The organism is Vibrio sp. 1180_3 (genome assembly GCF_029478545.1).
GTDB classification, from domain to species: domain Bacteria; phylum Pseudomonadota; class Gammaproteobacteria; order Enterobacterales; family Vibrionaceae; genus Vibrio; species Vibrio aestuarianus.
In genome coordinates, this window is the sequence record NZ_SJFM01000019.1 from 1 (window position 1) to 19,980 (window position 19,980).

Below are 19,980 nucleotides of genomic sequence, written 5' to 3' on the forward strand. Positions count from 1 at the left end.
ACTTCAAGGCGGCAATAGACCAATTTTTTTCTGTGACTCTTCCAGAGATCGCAGGCTCTTTGACATCTCGAATTAATGATCATTTTCAGGTTCTCAAGCCTGCATCTTCAAGTTGATTCGGTATAGTCCCTAGGGTCAAAGACAAGGCAATTAATGACTTATTAAATTTTTTATGTTTCATAATATGAAATCCAACTCCACTGTTAAAAACTAAAATGACTCATATTATTACGCTTATTTCTCTTGTTATGTAGTGAAAAAAAGTGATATGTACTTTTTTATCAGTTCATACGTTTATTATTGACTTTTTAAAGTTGCTCATGGTGTCATTCCCATGCTTAAATTTTTTAATTTACAAAAATTGTCATAGGACCACACTATTCTTGTGACCCTTGGTTTTTAAATATAATGGTTCAATGTTGATAGATTAGTGTTGAGGATAGGAAATGCAGTTTATTTATTTTTTTCTGTGCCTCCATGACTGGGCGTATTCGCCTATCTTAACATTAGCTCCAAGCTCATCTTGATTGGTGGTAAATTGAAATGCAGCATTATCCCAATCAACATCCATAAACCTCCCTTCATGAATAAGCCTAATTCGTGCATACCTAGCTAATGGGGATACTTTTTGTATTTCATTTGAAAAGCCAGAAACGCCGAATTCTTTCACTAAATACTTAGTTAAATCAGAACTACCAAACTTATTTGGAATGTGATTAGTTATTTCCTCCACAGTATCAGAGAGAACTTTCAACCCCTTTTCAGCCAATCCTAACAAAAATTCACTGCCTAAATTTGAAGTAACGATAACATCGTTATTAAATATATATTTATTAATAGACGAAGACGATTTACACAAGTTACTTGCACCAAGGAGACCACTTTCATCAATGTAACCTAGCTCATCGGACATTGTTACCACTGTATGTTTCGAGTCTATATATACCCCACCAACCCCATTTGTTCCTTGAATGGTGTATCGTGCTATATCGGATAGAAATGCTGGGTAACCATTTATTTTAGCTGCCTCATATGCTCTATTATCAACTAGGTTTTTCATAAGAGGGTCTGTTCTTATATCATGAATTTCTATTCTTTCTTTACCATCAAGCGCCAATATTTCTGATTTTACTTTATCGTAGTTTGCATCATGACTATCAAAGAAAATATGAAATTTTGTGTTCTTACTGGCTGTATTTTTGAGGCTTGCTTTCAACTGTTCTATGTGGGGGAATGGATTAGGTCCAACCCAGAACATGTTAACGCGGTTGGGAATTTTAAAGTTATAATCATCTTTAGTAATTGGGTATAAATCAGTCTCTTTTAGACCTAAATTAACTTTAAGAGAGTTTGTTTGTTCAGGGGTAAAAGTCGTACTTTCGTCATTACTAAGTGCATCTTGAAGTCTGATTTTATCATTATCAATAGGAATGATTTTGTATGCTTTTGTTAAGCTTGGCTCAGAGTTATAAGGATGGATGTATATTAATCCTGTGTTTATATCAAAATATATAAAATGTATATTTTCAGCATGAATTTGATTGAAACTAAGGGAGCGTTTACCGTCCGTAAATATACCTTCAATAGAAAATATCTTATTTAAAACATGCGGTTGAGTCAAGTCGTTGCCCACATCACCTACTGTGAAATCGCAGTCAACTCGACTATTTATAGATCTTTTCAATCGATTGCAGCCTGCTAATGAAATATCAGAATCGATGTTTACTTTTTTTCCATAATTTGTAAATCTAACAATATACTCAGTTGGTTGATTTTTTACTGGGTCTAATACTCTAATTTGATTGATATCACCAATAACAACGCGAGTAATTGGTAATTCAAAACCCGCATAGGCAATATATGGAATGATATTATCTTTGTATATCCCGAGGAATACCGGAATATCTGCAGGTATTTCATTTGCTCTTATTAGTTGATCTTCTTTATTATGCGAATTTGGATGCTCATGTAACAAAGCTGCGAAGGATTGTTTATCCGTTGCCAAAATTTTCAATGGCATAAAATTGTTGTCACCTCTAGGTGAGAGCATTGCTGCGTTATTAATTTCTCTTTGCGAAATTTCAATAGGTTTCCATTCCCCCGTGATGTGATCAAAAAGCACTCTGTGCTCTTGGTCACCAGCACTAATGCCAATAAACCCTTTATCTTCATTTTCGAACCGAATTGAATTTAATCGGATATGCTCACCATTAACCGTTATTTTCGGAGAAGATAGTTTAGCGCTAGGGTTTTCTGGGCTTGATATACCAAGTTCAACAACGATAGTTTGACCATCAACATCTTGTATTAGTGCATGAGGTATCTCCCCATAATATACCCTAGTTTTCAGAGTTGGCGCATCTGTGCTTCTTTCGTATGTTGTTCTTGCCATGCTTCCAAAGTTGCGATTGTATTTTCGAACCAATACTTTCTGATCGGTTAAATGTTCGGTAGACATGCCTACAATTTTAGTTATTTTATTTAGCTGTTCCAATGCTTCTGCTGGCAGTACACCTTCAGCTTGGCGGCCAATGATTTCCAAAAATTTAGCGGTATTATCAGCCAGGTATTTTGTGACCGATGTATAATACGGGCTACGATATAGTTTGTTGATGGCTTTAGATAGGCCTTTTCCAGCGGCGTGAAATGCAGCTAGGGTAGCTAATGATGTGAGTGTTTCTTTTGTGCTTTGTAAAAGATGATTTTTATCTACTCTCCCGACCATAAGTGAATGCCCTGTTTCCTCTAAGGCAGAACCAATAACAACGGATGCCGCATATTTCCCGAGACCGACAGATGAAGCTAATATAAAGTCTGAAGCAATACTGGCTTTATTTATACCAGGCGTTGCAGCTTTTGGTAGGCAGGGAGATCCTGATAATGTTGCCGTCAATACAGCAGTGTTTGCTATGATCTCTTTTGATGGACTCTTAATAAAACGTGCAATTTTTTGCAAAACAAACCCGACTTTGTGCTTTGTTGTTCCGTCAGTGGGAAAAAAATCTAATGGAATACACCCCTTCTTTGTTGCCCATTCTCTTGCTCCACGCTGTAGCGGCGTTTCTCCATGCAGAGCCGCACTCTCTAATCCGGGGGGAAAGTACGACCGTGTTTGATGGTCTGGGTATAACTCTAATAATACATCGATTCTCTCTAAAAGGTCGAAGATGTGTAATAAATTGGTCGAGTCATTGATAGAAATAAGATGGCTCAGTTCTGCGAGGACTTCACCCATTTCAAAATCGCGTTGGTCATTTGTTGAAGGTAAACCTTTATTGCTATTAGCCGGTAAAGGAGATGCCTCTGCTACAGGTAATAAACTCCACGGTTTGCGGCCTGTTTTACTTTCAGATGGCGGTAATTGGTGAGTTTGTATAAGGGGTAGTGATGGGACTGTTGATGGTGTCCTATATGGCAGGATATCTCTGTTAGGTTTAACTGGCGGTATACAGAGTGCTGAGCTTTCTGAGCGCTTTTGTGCTGACGGTAAAAGAGAGTTGTGTTGTGAAAGAGCTGCCAACTGCAGTAATGTAAGAACCGTCATTGTCAGCCCTGGCTTAAAGCAACCCTCAACAGGTTTATGAGCTGCTAGATTTTTATAATTACGGGAGCTTATTGGTGGTCTTTTCGTACGAAAACCCGCCCTACGTATACTTTTTATTTGTGTGCCGAAGAAATATCGCTGATGCTGACCTGTGCTTATTCTATGTTGCATGGCCGGTGTTGTATGAGATCGTGGCGGTACTGTGTATGGCATAAAATTCTCTGCAATTTAGATTGATAGTTTCGCTAGTTGTTCGCTAAATATAAATAGGCTTAATATGCTACTGGGCGCTATGCATCATTATTGTTTTTGCGTTTAAAATGTAGTGAAAAATCATGATATTTGCAGTGATTTATATGTTGGGCTGAAGGGTATGCTAATGATATATAACTATAAGCTTGAAATACGTCATTTATAATAAAATGAAGATTTTTATGGAATTAAATGGGGGACAAGAGTAACGGCCACTTACCCGGTTTTAAAGTTGCTTACGGAGCCATCGATTTCGAACTGGCTTTAGTGGCAGTGGGAGATGTTCATTTCTATGAACGCCGTTATAAAGGCCAACTCATTGATTTAGGGAAGTTTGATGCAGACATAGGGATTTCATTTTGGTACACGTCAAAAACTCTGCAGCCTTCTGATACGCTCGTGGTTGCCGGATTACTCAGACCCTCAAGCGTAATACACCCAGAAAATGGTACAACGTGCAGAGGATGTTATTTTTGCTGTTGCTCGCATGACTGAATGGGTTAATTTAAATGCGCAGACGAAAACTGCTATTGCCTACCGTTACGATCCAAATTTTTGTACTATGGTGCAGTCATCGGCAGACTGAACCTGACCAAGTGCAAGCGTGATGTTGTCATATTACCTTTCTGTGCAATATGAATCTCGAGGTTTCAGATACGAAAAAACCCACTATTTCTAGTGGGTTGTCTCTTAATATGGCGGAGAGATAGGGATTTGAACCCTAGAACCGCTATTAACGGTTGCCGGTTTTCAAGACCGGTGCTTTCGACCACTCAGCCATCTCTCCGTGTTGTTGCGCATATTAGCGATACTGTTTTCACTTGTAAAGTGCCAAAACGACCGTTTGGTTGTTTTGTGTGCGTTTAATGGTATTTTTTATCAAAAGATATATGTTCTTTATATAAAAAAAGAGAGCCGAAGCTCTCTTTTCTAGGTGTATGGTCGGACTGAGAGGATTTGAACCTCCGACCCCCGACACCCCATGACGGTGCGCTACCAAGCTGCGCTACAGTCCGATTTGCGTAATCTACTCATTTTTCTTTTTATCGTCAAGAGACAATAGTTCTAACAGCCTGATTTAATTATCTTTAGCATAAAAACGCTGCAGTTCGGTTAAGCCCTGCATCAGCACTGGTAGCGTTGGGCTGGTATTGCTCTGGCGCTGATAGTTTTCATCAAATAGCTTGAAGTTGCCAAATTTGTCGATAACCGTGGTTTGCTTTGCAGTGATGAGCGCTAATTCTCTTGAGTCTCCAGCCAAAATCCACTTTCTCTTGCTTTCATTAAACAAGTTTCTGCCACTGCTAAAATCGGTTGGGTTAGAAGAAACTCCTAGTAGATCTTGAAGCAGAGTTACTGAAAAATCGAGGTGACTTGAGCGATGTGAATATTCCCCTGCGACTTTACCAGGCCAATGGATAATCATCGGAACCTGTAATTGGTAGCGGCTGTAGTTGCTATTTGCGCCCCAACTATTGGTTTTAGTCTCATTAAATTCAGCGCCATGATTAGAAGTGATCACGACAACAGTATTTGCTTGCAGTTGTAATTCTTCTAGTTTGTTAAACAGTAGTCCGAGTTCTTTGTCAGCTGAATTGGCCGAGTTATTATAGCCAGCTCTTAAACGGTCACTGGTACTACTTTTGGTCGGTGATTTATCAAAATCATTAAAGTTATCAACCGTAGTAAGTTCCAAGTAACTAAACCAAGGTTTATTTGCCTGTTGTGGCACCCATTTCGCCCAGCGTTCAATAGTTTGTTCGTCATGACTACTGTTTTTGTTGAATGGTGCTTTTGATACATTCAGGTTTCTGAATACCGTCTCTTCATAGAGTGAGTCATCAAAATTATCACCACTGAACAGACCAAATTGGTAGTTTTGCTGCTGAAGAACATTAATCAATATTGGTGATTCACCTTGAGAGCGAATACTGCTTGCATAACTACTAGGCAGACCGTAAAAGAGGCCAAAAATACCAAACATATCATTACTTGAACTGTAATGATTATTGAATTTCAAGTTTTGGCTGGCAAATTGATAAGCACTTGGCATGATCTCTGGTGTCAATACATCGCTTCTTAAATTGTTTACGCTAACGAGTAAAATGTTCAGGTTATTGGCTCTGCGTTCAAATTTAAGTGGTTCGATAGGGTAACGAACCAGGTCAACATTATCAGGCTTGTCTTTTAAGCGTTTTAGATATTCGTCACGGTTAAATAACCCATGCTCTTCCATGAATGATTTTGCTGTCATTGGATAGGAAAGAGGAAAATTCGATTTTTGACTGGTCACAGAACTTTCTAAATAAGCGTCAGACCAAACGTATATCAAATGGCTAGTAATAAAGCTTACAAAAAAGACAGCCGCGATTGGGCGACCAACGTGCTTGTGTGATAATTTTCTTTGTTTACGCCACACCCATTCGGACAAGCCAAGCTGCAACAGAAAAATGAGCGGCATGACAACAAATAAATGTTGCAAGTCAGCGCTGATCGTACTGGCTTCATCGGTAAACAGTAACTCCCATACTATTGGGGTCAAATGGAGATTGATTGCTTGGTAGGCTTGAGTGTCGATCAATAAAGTCGTTAAGCCTAGGGTAGCAAAGCAAACCGCCACAAAACGAAATAGTTTGCGTGACGGAATGACAAATGTCAGAGGAAATAGCACGAGTAGATAGAGAGCGAAAACAAGAAACCCAAAATGCCCAACCCATGAAAACGCCAGGTAAAATTGCCCTAGCAAGGTTTCAGGCCATGGTGATTGGACAATGTATCGAGTACCAATAAGCATCGCTGCTATTATGTTGAAGAAAGCAAACCAATGCCCCCAACCAACCAAACGTGATACGCGTTCACCGTATGTATTTTCGCTATCTACCATGTGATTTCTATCTATACATTCTTATTAGTGGGTGTTGTCTTCTAGAGACGACATTAAAGCATGAGCAAATTTTTCAGCAATCGTCTTGCGTTGTGAAGCTGCAACGTTCTGGTTTAAGACATTGGTTGCAATATTTCCCGCAATCATAAGAGTGAGCTCTGGAGAGGCACTGTGTTTTTCGAGAATGGCAGCAACCTCAGTCAAAATCGTTTCAATTTTCTCGTCGCTGTATTTAGATGTAATTGGCATAAAGACTCTAATGATGATAGTAAAAGCGGCTTATGATAACCTACAATGCCTTACAACTGAAACCAGAACGATGATAATTTCACTATGAGCCTTCACCTTACCAATGTGATTTTGCACCAACTGAGCAAAAATGAACAAGACGAGCTGGTTGTTAAGTACCGCTCACAATCTTTAGATAATGATACTTCCACAGAAAACCTAGTCGCAGAGCTGCATCGCGTATTTAACTCGAAGGCAGGTAAAGGCTTTGGTTCGTTTAAATCTGACAGTGATTTTCAAACTTGGTTGCAGGAACTTCGCCAAGGTGAGCGTAATTTTTATGATTTTTCTCAAGTTAGTGCCCAGAGGCTAAAAGAAGAATTGTCAAAATATCCTTTTGCCGATGAAGGTATTTTAGTGATGGCTGAATATCAGTCTCTCGCGACCGATTACTTATTTATCGGGATCCTGCCTCTTAACCAAAGTTTGAAAGTGACAGAAGGTTTGGATATTAGTGCCACCGATTATCTCGATATTAGCAAAATGGATATTGTTGCTCGTATTGACTTATCCAGCTTTGAAACCGACAAAGAATCGAATCGTTACCTTGCTTATATCAAAGGGCGTGTAGGGCGCAAAGTATCTGATTTCTTTTTAGATTTTCTGCAAGCTGATGTAGGTTTAGATACCAAGGTTCAAAACCAAGTATTGATGCAAGCGGTGCAAGATTTCTGCTCTGATTCTAAGCTAGAAAAAGATGAAGCGATAAATTACAAAAAGCAAGTGTACGACTACTGTAACGAACAGATTAAAGCAGGCGAAGAGATTCAAGTTCGCGAGTTGTCTGGTGAGTTGTCCCCAAGCCAAGATGGAACCAGTTTCCTAGAGTATACTGCAGCGCATGGCTATGATCTTGAAGACAGTTTTCCCGGTGATCGTTCTACCGTACGTAAGCTAACTAAATTTGTTGGTGCTGGTGGGGGACTAAATGTTAGCTTTGATAGCCTGTTGCTGGGTGAGCGTATTTTTTACGACCCAGAGACGGACACGTTGACCATCAAAGGGACGCCGCCTAATCTACGTGATCAACTAACACGAAATCGCTAAAAACTGATGAGAAGGAGAGCTTGAGATGGCTCTCTTTTTTTGTCATCGTTTTAATCGGTAACAGAGCAGGCTCACTACTTTAGGTATATGCTTGTATTTAATTGTAAATTAGATGTGGTAGCGCAAGTGTTTGGTTATAGGAAATGGAATGGTATTAAAGTCAGATATTATCTGTTGATCCTTCTCGGTTGGGCAGCTTTGATTGGTACTGTTTATTGGCAGAACCATTCCAGTTACCAAACAATGTCAGCAGTAGAAGAGCTCGGCAATAGCGTTGATGAATTAAGAAGCTCACTTTATTTCAAAGAACCGTACCGTTCCGCTCGTGCTAATGACTTGGCTTTGAATATTCAGTTACTCTATTCGTTACGTTTACAGCTTGAGGTGGAACATCGGGTACACCTTTTTCAGCCTGATATTCAGCAACTGTTGCACGTAACAGATCGATATATCCAATTAACAAGATCTTATTTGTCGATTGAGTTAAAGATTCAAGAGTTAGTTGAACAGTTGAAGTTATTGCGTGATAAGCCGACTACTCCCCCAGAAGTACAACAAAAATACACAACTTTGGGTGCCTATGTATTTGAAGCGATGTTTAGCGATATGGAGCAAAATCCTCAAATATATCGCACATTAGATAGGCTCTATGTTGAAGCTCAACAGTTGCCTCCAGCGCAAAAGCAAGAATTAGAGCAGTCGTTAGCACAAGCTTCGGAACTACTGAACCAATATGCCCAAGGAGCCTATTTAGTACAGAACTTATTGCGTCATTCTATCTATCAACAAATTACCCATGTTGAGGATCAATATCATTATTTGCTCAAATCATATGGTTATGTGATCACCGCTATTAGTGCCATCGCACTGTTGTTGATGGGCTGGTTGTTAAGCATTTCGAGTCAAGTGGCGGTAGGCTCGGAAACGGTTGAGCCAGATGAAGAAGGAACCGTTGTAAAAGAACCTAAAGTGCAGAAGGCTGAGGTAAATGAAATTATTGATACGGCAGCGCTAACGCCTAAATATGCTGAGTCAAAGGTGGATGTGCAGCAGATGCTAGATGCCCTAAATGGAGATAACGATTCAGTACAAATGTTACTCGGTGTCTTTATTCAAGATCATAGTCAAGATGCAGAGCAACTTGAGTCGTTAATTCATTCCGATAGAAAAGCGGCTCGAAGGCGAGTACATAGCTTAAAAAGTGTGGCAGCAAATTTAGGTGCTGAAGGTTTAAAGCAGATCTCGTATGAGATTGAGCAGGTGTTAGATAACGGTTCAATACCTAGTGAAGAACAACTTCACCTTTTGGCTAAATATCTATCTTCTGCCATTGAGAGTGCGCGGCTTCATTTAGACAAATAACAAAAAAGCTGAGCACCAAAATGGGCTCAGCTTTTTATTTGTTAAACAGATTACTTAGCTAAACGGACTGTTTTTTTAAGCTGAGTTCGGCAAGTTCTTCATCGGTTTCTGTTGGTGTTGTAGGGTCACATTTATCAACGAACCAACCCATATATGAGGTAAATATGGTGACGATGATGCACACAAAACTTAACCACATGAAGGGCGCATAAGAAAGAGTTGCAACACCTAAAATACTCGCCATGTATATACCATTATCACTCCATGGAACCATGCCTGAAGTTAAGGTGCCACCAAATTCGGCATTACGTGATAGATTCTTGCGTTGGTAACCTAATCGGTCGTAGTTTTTCGCGCAGATTTTAGGCGTCAGTATCAAGGATACATACATTGCAGAGCCGAAAACGTTACCCATAAATGCCGTACCAATTGTGCTAGTAGCCAGAGAACCTGCGCTTGTTACACGGCGCTCGAATAGCTTAGCTATGGTTTCTAAAACTCCAACTTTATCCAGTAAACCACCAAATCCAAGACCAAATACGATCACAGCGACTGAGCCTAACATTGATGACATACCGCCACGGTTTAGTATCGAGTCGATAAAATCAACGCCAGATTCAATACTATAAGGAGCCCAAGCGGTATTGAAAGCGCGTAGGAAATCGACATCTTGGATCATCACCGCCCAAATAATACCAAGCAATGAGCCGAAGCTAATGACAGGGAAAGACGGCATACGCATAGCCAACAGGCCAAGGACAATCAATACAGGAACAAATGAATACGGCGTAATGTAGAATTGTGTCTCCATGGCTTTAATAACACCTTGAACCTGAGACATATCGACATTACCTGCGTAATGGAAGCCAAACAGTGTAAACATGATGCCAGTAATGATGTAGCTGATTAAAGCAATGGGCAGCATCCCTTTGATATGCTCCATGACTTCAACGTTCGACATTGATGAAGCAAGAATCACTGAATCTGACAACGGTGACATCTTATCGCCAAAATAGCAGCCAGATAGTACAGCACCAGCAGTTATTGGCGCAGGAACACCTAGACCTTGCCCAATACCCATCATTGCAATGCCGGCTGTACCTGCTGCGCCCCATGATGTACCAGTCGCTAACGCAGTCAGAGAGCAGATAATCATTGTGGCAAGAAGGAAAATCGAAGGATGTATTGCCTGAAGGCCATAATAAATGATGGTTGGTACGATTCCGCCAGAGATCCAAGTCCCCACTAGTGCACCAACGGCTAAAAGTATTAAAACAGCGCCTAAGCCGTTAGAAATACCATTAAGTGCTGCTTTTTCTAAATCTTTATATTGGTGACCCAATCTAACACCCAACACAATGATGATAAACCAACCAATATATAGAGCGAGTTGGATAGGTAAATCGAGTTGAGCAGTAAACGAAAATGCGAGTAATAGGAATAAGCCTAGCGCAATAATAACTTGCATTATGCTTGGCAGGCGTTGGGGGACTTGCGTCATAAAAGAGCCTCTTGTCAGATTTATGAGCCAAAGGCATCTTCATGCCCTCACTGAGTTCGCCTGCACTTTACATTACCCAGAATAATATATCGACATTAAACCTCTCGTATGTGATTCGTGTCGTTCGTTCGGTTAATTAATAGCATTAAATGTTGCTTTTGGTTAAAATTAATAGAGCGAAATGTTTTGTAACATGGTTTTATTGTGTAACAGGGGCGTGATAATTTAGCGTCTGGTTTATTATTAAATTCTGAATAACGACTTAAATGGTGATTTCCTAACTCTTGGCCATTTTTAGTGAATAAGGGGTATTTCAGAACAAAAAGTAACGATTTTTACCAAGAAAGTCTTGAGATTTTATGCTGAACCACTTATAGATGGTGGGGTACATTTTTTACTTTTTTAGATACACGGAGAGTTAGCGCGATGAGAGTAGGTTTAGTTGGTTGGCGTGGTATGGTCGGTTCTGTATTGATGCAGCGTATGGTTGAAGAAAAAGACTTCGATCTGATTGAGCCTGTTTTTTACAGTACATCCCAAATCGGTATTCCTGCCCCTTCTTTAGGAAAAGAAGCGGGTCTTCTGCAAGACGCCTACGATATTGATAGCCTAAAACAACTCGATGCGGTGATTACTTGTCAGGGTGGTAGCTATACTGAAAAGGTTTACCCGGCATTACGACAAGCGGGTTGGAAAGGGTATTGGATCGATGCGGCATCCACCCTCCGTATGGACAAAGAATCCATCATCACTTTAGATCCCGTTAACTTAGCACAAATCCAGCAAGGTATTCATTCTGGCACCAACACGTTTGTTGGCGGTAACTGTACTGTCAGCCTTATGTTAATGGGCTTAGGTGGTCTGTATGAAAAAGGTCTTGTCGAGTGGACTAGTGCCATGACTTATCAGGCGGCCTCTGGCGCAGGCGCGCAGAATATGCGCGAGCTTATTTCACAAATGGGCGTTATTAATGATTCAGTCAGCTCAGAGCTTGCAAATCCATCAAGCTCTATTTTAGACATTGATAGAAAAGTTGCGGAAACCATGCGTTCGTCTTCTTTCCCAACGGATCAATTCGGTGCGCCACTAGCTGGTTCTCTTATCCCTTGGATTGACGTTAAACGTGATAATGGTCAAAGCAAAGAAGAGTGGAAAGCGGGCGTTGAAGCGAACAAAATCCTCGGTCTTCAATCTTCACCAATCCCAATCGATGGCACCTGTGTGCGAATCGGTGCAATGCGTTGTCACTCTCAAGCATTGACGATTAAGCTAAAGCAAAATGTGCCAATGGATGAGATTGAAGAGATGATTGCTACCCACAATGATTGGGTTAAAGTGATTCCAAATGATCGTGATATTACCGCTCAAGAACTAAGCCCAGCAAAAGTGACGGGTACATTGTCAATTCCTGTTGGCCGCTTGCGTAAAATGGCAATGGGTGATGATTTCTTAAATGCCTTTACGGTTGGTGACCAACTCTTGTGGGGTGCTGCTGAGCCATTACGTCGTACTTTACGCATTATCCTGGCTGAAAAGAAATAAATATTGTTTTTCAGAAAAACGTATTCTACCGAGAGCGCCTAAAGGCGCTCTTCTTTTTGATGGCTCTCAATTGGAACGACTCTCTTCTCTGGATCTGCTAGTTGGCTACCACAATGCTTGCAAAATAAGGCGTCTGATTCATGACCGCTTTGTGAACAATTTGGGCATTTGACTAACTGGCGGTGTGAGTACATTTCATTATTCAGTTCAGCGGTAATGATGCCGGTTGGTACTGCCAGAATCGAATATCCTAATAGCATCGTCATCGCAGCAATACCTTGACCTAGTGCAGTTTTGGGAACCAAATCTCCATAACCAACGGTGGTAATAGTCACAATCGCCCAGTAAATACTTTCGGGTATGCTGTTAAATCCGTGCTCTGGCCCTTCAATCACAAAAATTAACGCGCCAAATATAGTCACAAGAATGGCAACTGCACTGAAAAATATGAATATTTTTCTTTTTGCCATCATTAATGAACGAAGCAAAATATTTGAATCTTGTAAATAACGAACCAGCTTGAGGATGCGGAAAATACGCAACACACGCAGTAGGCGAATCACACCCATAAACGAGGCGCCAGGGAAGAAAAATGCAATATACGTAGGCAAAATAGCAAGAAGGTCTACAACGCCATAAAAACTTTTTGCGTAAGCACTAGGCTTTGGTGAACAGTATAATCTAAGCAGGTATTCGAGTGTGAATAGCGTGGTAAATGCATACTCACCATATCGTAGCCATGAACCCCATACCTGAGCTACTTCGGGTATTGACTCCAGAATGAGTATCGATAGAGATATCATGATTGCAATGATCAGTGATAAATCAAAAGCCCGGCCCGCTTTGGTATGAGTACCAAAGATGATGATGTAAAGGTGATGCTTAATAGATTGCTGAGACATGATATTGCGACACAGTAGGTAGGTCGCAATATCATAGCGTTAATAGAGTGTTACGCCAATCCTGGGAACAAGTTTCTTAATCCGTTAGCGATGAACTCGATACCAAGTGCACCGAGAATTAAGCCCATAATCCGTGTGATCACGTTAATCCCTGTTTGACCTAGCAGCCTAACAATGTATGGCGCTGAGCGAAACAGCATCCATGAGCACAAACTAAACACAATAATGGTAATGGCGATCCCGACGGTATCAAACAGGCTTGGATAACGCGAACCATAAACGATGGTCGAACTGATGGCACCTGGGCCAGCCATTAATGGCATGGCAAGAGGTACTACCCCAATTTGCTCGCGGCTAATGTATTCAGATTTTTCTTGTTTGTTCTGCTTATCTTCACCTAACTTACCACTCATCATTGAAAACGCGATGCTTAACAAAAGCAGACCACCGGCAACACGGAATGAGTCGAGTGAAATACTGAACATATCTAAAAGAAGCTGCCCAGCGAGAAGCGAAACAATTAAGATCACAGCAACAGCAATATTCGCAGTAGCGGCTGTTTTGTGCTTTTCTTCTTGTGTCATGTGCCCCGTTAGGGACACAAAAATAGGCATAATACCGACAGGGTTAACTGCGGCGACTAAACCTAAGAAAAACTGTAAGAAAATGGCTAGCTCAATGGTTTGCATGGCGTCAGTCTCGGAGCGATCACTTAGATGAAATATTTCGTACGTAATGTAAGCCAAACCAGAGAATATCACGAATGAAAAAAACTAAAGTTATTGGCGTTTCATTGCTGAGAAAAACTAATTCGACACAGGTAATGTTTGTGAATTGTTTTTGACATGAGGGCTAATGGTGTTAGTTTTTACACAATTGTTAACATCTGCACATTTTTAATAAAATATAGAGCTGTCGGTGGTGCTTAAAGCGATAGTCGATATACTGTTAGTAGCACGTAAAAGGCGATGAATTTTGCCTGTATTGTTCAAAAATGAAACTTTTTTACAAAATGTTTTAGCTTTTAAATTTTTTGTTGTTCAAATGAAGCTTTTTTAATCATGTGACTCGTTGTTGTTTTGTTTTTATTTTTCAATGATTTAATTATTGTTTTTGTTGGGCTTTACCCCTAAGTGGGTAATTAATTTTTCAGAACTGATCTGAGTCAATTTTTTTCATACCCTGAAATATTATACTCAGTCCTGAAAGCAATTTACTAAGTCTACGATTACTTAAGTCATTGAGAGAATTAACCCTTAGAGACTGTGTGCTTAATAAAGAGTTTTTAATTTTTCTATTTTTAGGAGATCCACTATGCCTGTAACAAATTTGGCTGAACTTGATGCACTCGTAGCTCGCGTAAAAGCAGCTCAAGCAGAATTCGCTACTTACTCTCAAGAGCAAGTAGATAAAATTTTCCGCGCAGCATCATTAGCAGCTAACCAAGCTCGTATTCCTCTAGCGCAACAAGCGGTAGCAGAATCTGGCATGGGTATTGTTGAAGATAAAGTAATCAAGAACCACTTTGCGTCTGAGTTCATTTACAACAAATACAAAGACGAAAAAACGTGTGGCATTCTTGAAGAAAACGAAGAGTTCGGCACAATGACTATCGCTGAACCAGTTGGCATTATCTGTGGTATCGTTCCAACCACTAACCCAACTTCTACCGCTATCTTCAAATCTCTAATCTCTCTTAAAACTCGTAACGGCATCATCTTCTCACCACACCCACGTGCTAAGAACTCAACTAACGATGCAGCGAAACTTGTTTTGGATGCAGCAGTAGCAGCAGGTGCACCAAAAGACATCATTGGTTGGATTGATCAACCGTCTGTAGAGCTTTCTAATGCACTTATGAAGCACGATGGCATTGCTCTTATCCTTGCAACTGGTGGTCCAGGCATGGTTAAAGCTGCTTACTCTTCTGGTAAGCCAGCTATCGGTGTTGGTGCAGGTAACGTTCCTGTTGTTATTGATGAAACTGCGGATATTAAACGTGCAGTAGCTTCTGTTCTTATGTCAAAAACATTTGATAACGGTGTAGTTTGTGCTTCTGAGCAAGCGGTTATCGTTATGGATGAAGTTTATGATGAAGTGAAAGAGCGTTTCGCAACTCATAAAGCTCATGTATTAAGCAAAGCTGACGCTGATAAAGTACGTAAAGTACTGCTTATCGACGGCGCACTAAACGCGAAAATTGTAGGTCAACCTGCAACAGCAATCGCTGAAATGGCTGGCGTTAAAGTACCTGCTGATACTAAGATCCTTGTTGGTGAAGGTATTGGTGAAGTTTCTTATGATGACGAATTCGCTCACGAGAAACTGTCTCCAACTCTTGGTATGTTCCGCGCGTCTTCTTTCGAAAACGCAGTAGAGCAAGCTGAGAAAATGGTTGAGATTGGCGGTATCGGTCACACATCTGGTCTATACACTAATCAAGACGTTAATGCTGACCGCATCCGTTACTTCGGTGACAAAATGAAGACAGCACGTATTCTTGTAAATATCCCAACTACTCACGGTGGTATCGGTGACCTTTACAACTTTAACGTTGCACCTTCTCTAACTCTTGGTTGTGGTTCATGGGGTGGTAACTCTATCTCTGAGAACGTAGGTCCTAAGCACCTTATCAACAAGAAAACTGTAGCGAAGCGAGCTGAAAATATGTTGTGGCACAAACTACCTAAGTCTATCTACTTCCGTCGTGGTAGCCTTCCAATCGCAATGAGCGATCTTGAAGGTAAGAAACGTGCATTCCTAGTAACTGACCGTTTCCTATTCAACAACGGCTACGCAGATGAAGTCGTTAAGCTTCTTAAAGCTCAAGGTATCGAAGTTCAAACATTCTTTGATGTAGAAGCAGATCCAACTCTATCAATCGTAGAGAAAGGCGCAGAAGCAATGAAGAGCTTCCAACCAGACGTGATTCTTGCTCTAGGTGGTGGTTCACCAATGGATGCAGCTAAAATCATGTGGGTTATGTACGAGCACCCAGAAACTCACTTTGAAGAACTAGCAATGCGCTTTATGGATATCCGTAAACGTATCTACAAGTTCCCTAAAATGGGTCAAAAAGCTGAGCTTGTATGTATTACTACAACTTCAGGTACAGGTTCAGAAGTTACGCCATTCGCGGTTGTTACAGACGACAAAACTGGTGCTAAATACCCACTAGCTGACTACGAACTAACTCCTAACATGGCTATCGTTGATGCGAACCTTGTTATGAACATGCCTAAGTCTCTAACAGCGTTTGGTGGTTACGATGCAGTAACTCACGCACTAGAAGCTTATGTGTCAGTTCTAGCGAACGAATACTCAGACGGTCAAGCTCTACAAGCACTTAAGATGCTTAAAGAGTACCTACCATCTAGCTATGCAAATGGTGCAAGCGACCCAATCGCTCGTGAGAAAGTACACAATGCCGCTACTATCGCTGGTATTGCGTTTGCGAATGCTTTCCTAGGTGTGTGTCACTCAATGGCTCACAAAGTAGGTGCTGAATTCCACGTACCACACGGCCTAGCTAACGCACTACTTATCTCTAACGTTGTACGTTACAACGCGAACGATAACCCAACTAAACAAACTGCATTCTCTCAGTACGCAAGCCCACAAGCTCGCCGTCGTTATGCTGAAGTTGCTGACCACTTAGGCCTAAGCCAAGCTGGTGACCGTACTGCTCAGAAGATTGAACGTCTACTAGCATGGTTGGAAGAGCTGAAAATTGCACTAGATATCCCGCTATCAATTCAAGCTGCTGGTGTTCCAGAAGCTGACTTCCTAGCGAAACTAGACCAACTATCAGTTGAAGCGTTTGATGACCAATGTACAGGTGCTAACCCACGTTACCCACTAATCAGTGAGTTGAAAGAAGTTCTAACCGCTTCTTACTACGGTAAAGCATTTGTTGAAGGCGAAACGTTTGAAGGCACTACAGTAATTAAGAAAACTGAAGAGCCAAAAGCAAAGAAAGCTAAAAAGTAAGTAATACTTTTATGAGTTGTTTTCGCTAGCACGTAACATCTCTAGTAATCATGAGCCCTGCCATTTGGTAGGGCTTTTTTATTTCTAATTATCGTGTGGTTATGCTTATTGCTTTATCCCCACATTACCAAAATGGCAGCAAGAGCAACAAGCATGAGTCCAAACCCATCTTTTATCTTTATTTTTTGTTTTAGCCAAAACACAGAAATGAGCATCGTAAAAAATATTTCAATTTGCCCGAGTGTTTTTACGTAAGGAACTGCTTGCAATGACATGGCGCTAAACCAACCAATTGAGCCAATACAGCTGCTTGTACTGGTTAATAAAGTGAGCTTAGGACGTATCCATAACTGCGTTAAGGTGTGTTTGTCTACAATGAATAGATAAGTAGTGAGTAGCAAGGTTTGTAGTGAGATAACCAGTAACAACACCCAGGCAGCGCTGTGAGGAAATGGTAGCCCAAGTGATAAGCTTGCTTCGCGTATCCACAACGAGGTAAGAGCAAAAGCACTACCACTTCCTAGTCCTAGTAAAATGGTCATTAGCGACATTTGTCGCAGGTTGCCCTGAGTGCTCATTAAGAAAACCCCGACCCCACCGATGATGACGCCTAACCAGCCCCAAAACGATAAGTTAGTACCAAAAAATATCATGCCTAAAATTGCGGCGACTAGTGCTTCACTTTTTGCTAGACCTGCACCGACTGCATAGTTATTAAACTTAAATAATTTAACCATCAGTGCAGTTGCGACAATTTGCATCAGCGCAGCAGCGACAATAAAGGTAATGAATGTAGATGAAAAGGTAGGCATTACGGTCGGTTGTAAGCCATACAAAAAAGCAAGATAGAGTGCTGCAATTGGGCTAGCCCATAAAAAACGAGCAAGGGTGACGCCGGTGGTGCTTACTTCACCAGCGAGGCGGCTTTGGAATGCGTTACGCCAAGACTGCATAAAAGCAGCCAGAAAGGTGAAAAAAATCCAATTCATTGAATAGTCCAGTCCATGATGCAAGAACATCATGCTATGGGACGCTGGAATCTTCAGCAAGTGAAAAGTAATAAGGCTTCCATCGGAAGCCTTATTCTTAAGAGAAGATGTGTAAGTTAGCCAGCTAAAACATCGGTGGCAACTTTGTAGCTAGGATCTTCTTTTACATTAATTTCAACCAAGCTACCTGCTTTATGTAACAGAGCACGACAGTCTTGGCTTAAATGTCGTAAATGCAGCGTTTTTCCAAGAGCAGTATATCTTTCGGCGATCGTTTCAATGGCTTCAATTGCTGAATGGTCCGCTACTCGTGAGCGTGCGAAATCAACGATGACATCCTGTGGGTCGTTTTGTGCATCAAATAACTCAAGGAAGTTTGCTGCAGAGCCAAAGAAGATAGGTCCATTAATATGATAAACCTTAGAGCCTTCAGCATTGATTTGGCTACTGGCGTAAATATGTTTTGCGTGTTCCCATGCAAACATGAGTGCTGATGTAATTACACCGACTGCCACAGCGATGGCTAAATCAGTGAGTACCGTTACTACCGTTACCAATACAATGACAAAGAAGTCCTGCTTCGGTACGCGGCGAGCAAGTTTAAACGTTGCCCATTCGAAGGTTCCAATCACGACCATAAACATCACACCAACCAGTGCAGCTAGCGGGATCATCTCAATCAGTGCTGAAGCGAATAAAATAAAGCACAACAGCATCACTGCCGCCACTATACCAGATAGGCGTCCGCGACCGCCCGAGTTTACGTTGATCATCGATTGACCGATCATCGCACAACCACCCATTGCGCCAAACATTGAACAAGTGACATTAGCTAAACCTTGACCGACACATTCACGGTTTGACTGTCCGCGAGTGTTTGTCATTTCATCCAATACTGTAAGTGTAAGCAAGGATTCAATTAAACCGATCGCGGCTAAAATAATTGAATAAGGAAGAATGATTTGTAGTGTTTCCCAAGTGAACGGTACGCTTGGAATAGCGAATGTTGGTAAGGTTCCAGCAAGCGTTGCTGCTTCATTTCCAGACATTGTGCGTAAGAAATCCACCACAGTTCGTGTGTCTAAACCCAGACCTTGGACCAATAGCGTAATGGTCACAATAGCCACTAACGAAGAAGGGACGGCTGTTGTTAGTTTAGGTAAGAAATGAATAATCGCCATGGTTAGAGCAACCAGCCCCAGCATTAGGAACATTTGATCGCTTGGCAACCAACTAAGTGCCCCCGATAAATCTGGCGCTTTAAATTGACCAAGTTGAGCTAAGAAGATCACAATTGCCAAGCCATTGACGAAGCCAATCATCACAGGGTGAGGCACCATGCGAATAAACTTACCTAACTTGAAGATACCAGCGGTAATTTGCAGCAGCCCTGCAAATAAGATTGCCGCAAAAAGATATTGGACACCATGGGTTGCAACTAGGCTTACCATTACCACGGCCATAGCGCCAGTTGCGCCAGAAATCATACCAGGGCGGCCGCCAAAAATAGAAGTGATCAGACCAACAATAAAGGCGGCATATAGTCCCACCATTGGGTCAACACCAGCGACAAAGGCAAAAGCTACAGCTTCTGGAACCAGAGCAAGGGCAACGGTTAAACCAGAAAGCACATCATTTTTTACAGAGTGCTTAGAAAATTTTGGAAATTCGAACATGAG

At 41.2% G+C, this 19,980-nt stretch carries 13 protein-coding genes, 2 tRNA genes and 1 pseudogene; 6 read left to right on the forward strand and 10 right to left on the reverse strand.

Annotated elements, in window-relative coordinates:
* Window positions 1-116 (forward strand): annotated as a pseudogene (locus tag EYW48_RS12590) (IS630 family transposase); the annotation flags it as partial.
* Window positions 117-457: 341 nt separating this feature from the next.
* Here the strand turns inward: EYW48_RS12590 and EYW48_RS12595 are convergent.
* Entirely contained in the window at window positions 458-3,757 is a 3,300-nt protein-coding gene (locus EYW48_RS12595) for a hypothetical protein (protein ID WP_277432496.1), read from the reverse strand.
* 231 nt (window positions 3,758-3,988) lie between these two features.
* Here EYW48_RS12595 and EYW48_RS12600 point away from each other — a divergent pair, with 231 nt between their 5' ends.
* Window positions 3,989-4,291, forward strand: coding sequence for a hypothetical protein (locus EYW48_RS12600; protein ID WP_176245789.1), 303 nt, complete (start codon window positions 3,989-3,991; stop codon window positions 4,289-4,291).
* Between the two features lie 201 nt (window positions 4,292-4,492).
* On the opposite strand, the gene EYW48_RS12605 is transcribed toward EYW48_RS12600, so the two are convergent.
* From EYW48_RS12605 to EYW48_RS12620, 4 genes are all read right to left on the reverse strand, one after another.
* Window positions 4,493-4,583, reverse strand: a tRNA-Ser gene (locus EYW48_RS12605).
* A 152-nt stretch (window positions 4,584-4,735) separates the two neighbouring features.
* Window positions 4,736-4,812, reverse strand: a tRNA-Pro gene (locus tag EYW48_RS12610).
* Between the two features lie 62 nt (window positions 4,813-4,874).
* Complete coding sequence (locus tag EYW48_RS12615; RefSeq protein WP_171980564.1) at window positions 4,875-6,680, reverse strand: DUF3413 domain-containing protein; 1,806 nt, start codon at window positions 6,678-6,680, stop codon at window positions 4,875-4,877.
* Between the two features lie 24 nt (window positions 6,681-6,704).
* Window positions 6,705-6,929, reverse strand: coding sequence for a YejL family protein (locus EYW48_RS12620; protein WP_053311775.1), 225 nt, complete (start codon window positions 6,927-6,929; stop codon window positions 6,705-6,707).
* A gap of 84 nt (window positions 6,930-7,013) precedes the next feature.
* Here EYW48_RS12620 and yejK point away from each other — a divergent pair, with 84 nt between their 5' ends.
* Together yejK and EYW48_RS12630 are read left to right on the forward strand one after the other, a co-directional pair.
* Window positions 7,014-8,015, forward strand: a complete 1,002-nt coding sequence (gene yejK, locus EYW48_RS12625; RefSeq protein ID WP_053311774.1) for a nucleoid-associated protein YejK — start codon at window positions 7,014-7,016, stop codon at window positions 8,013-8,015.
* A gap of 87 nt (window positions 8,016-8,102) precedes the next feature.
* On the forward strand, window positions 8,103-9,377 hold the full coding sequence (locus tag EYW48_RS12630; RefSeq protein WP_277432497.1) for an Hpt domain-containing protein: 1,275 nt from the start codon (window positions 8,103-8,105) through the stop codon (window positions 9,375-9,377).
* 58 nt (window positions 9,378-9,435) lie between these two features.
* On the opposite strand, the gene nhaC is transcribed toward EYW48_RS12630, so the two are convergent.
* A complete protein-coding gene (gene nhaC, locus EYW48_RS12635; RefSeq protein ID WP_168521536.1) occupies window positions 9,436-10,878 on the reverse strand; it encodes a Na+/H+ antiporter NhaC in 1,443 nt (480 codons plus the stop codon).
* Window positions 10,879-11,304: 426 nt separating this feature from the next.
* Here nhaC and asd point away from each other — a divergent pair, with 426 nt between their 5' ends.
* Window positions 11,305-12,420: an aspartate-semialdehyde dehydrogenase gene (asd, locus tag EYW48_RS12640; RefSeq protein WP_053311772.1), complete on the forward strand. Its 1,116-nt coding sequence runs from the start codon at window positions 11,305-11,307 to the stop codon at window positions 12,418-12,420.
* A gap of 38 nt (window positions 12,421-12,458) precedes the next feature.
* On the opposite strand, the gene EYW48_RS12645 is transcribed toward asd, so the two are convergent.
* Both EYW48_RS12645 and EYW48_RS12650 read right to left on the reverse strand, forming a co-directional pair.
* Window positions 12,459-13,322 (reverse strand): ion transporter, encoded by an 864-nt coding sequence (locus EYW48_RS12645; protein WP_192076043.1) that lies wholly within the window; start codon window positions 13,320-13,322, stop codon window positions 12,459-12,461.
* 50 nt (window positions 13,323-13,372) lie between these two features.
* On the reverse strand, window positions 13,373-14,011 hold the full coding sequence (locus tag EYW48_RS12650; protein ID WP_053311770.1) for a YchE family NAAT transporter: 639 nt from the start codon (window positions 14,009-14,011) through the stop codon (window positions 13,373-13,375).
* 625 nt (window positions 14,012-14,636) lie between these two features.
* Here EYW48_RS12650 and adhE point away from each other — a divergent pair.
* Window positions 14,637-17,312: a bifunctional acetaldehyde-CoA/alcohol dehydrogenase gene (gene adhE, locus EYW48_RS12655; RefSeq protein WP_274672051.1), complete on the forward strand. Its 2,676-nt coding sequence runs from the start codon at window positions 14,637-14,639 to the stop codon at window positions 17,310-17,312.
* A gap of 113 nt (window positions 17,313-17,425) precedes the next feature.
* Here the strand turns inward: adhE and EYW48_RS12660 are convergent, their stop codons facing one another.
* Both EYW48_RS12660 and EYW48_RS12665 read right to left on the reverse strand, forming a co-directional pair.
* On the reverse strand, window positions 17,426-18,301 hold the full coding sequence (locus EYW48_RS12660) for a DMT family transporter (RefSeq protein ID WP_053311768.1): 876 nt from the start codon (window positions 18,299-18,301) through the stop codon (window positions 17,426-17,428).
* A gap of 116 nt (window positions 18,302-18,417) precedes the next feature.
* Complete coding sequence (locus EYW48_RS12665; RefSeq protein WP_053311767.1) at window positions 18,418-19,977, reverse strand: SulP family inorganic anion transporter; 1,560 nt, start codon at window positions 19,975-19,977, stop codon at window positions 18,418-18,420.
* Window positions 19,978-19,980: the final 3 nt, after the last annotated feature.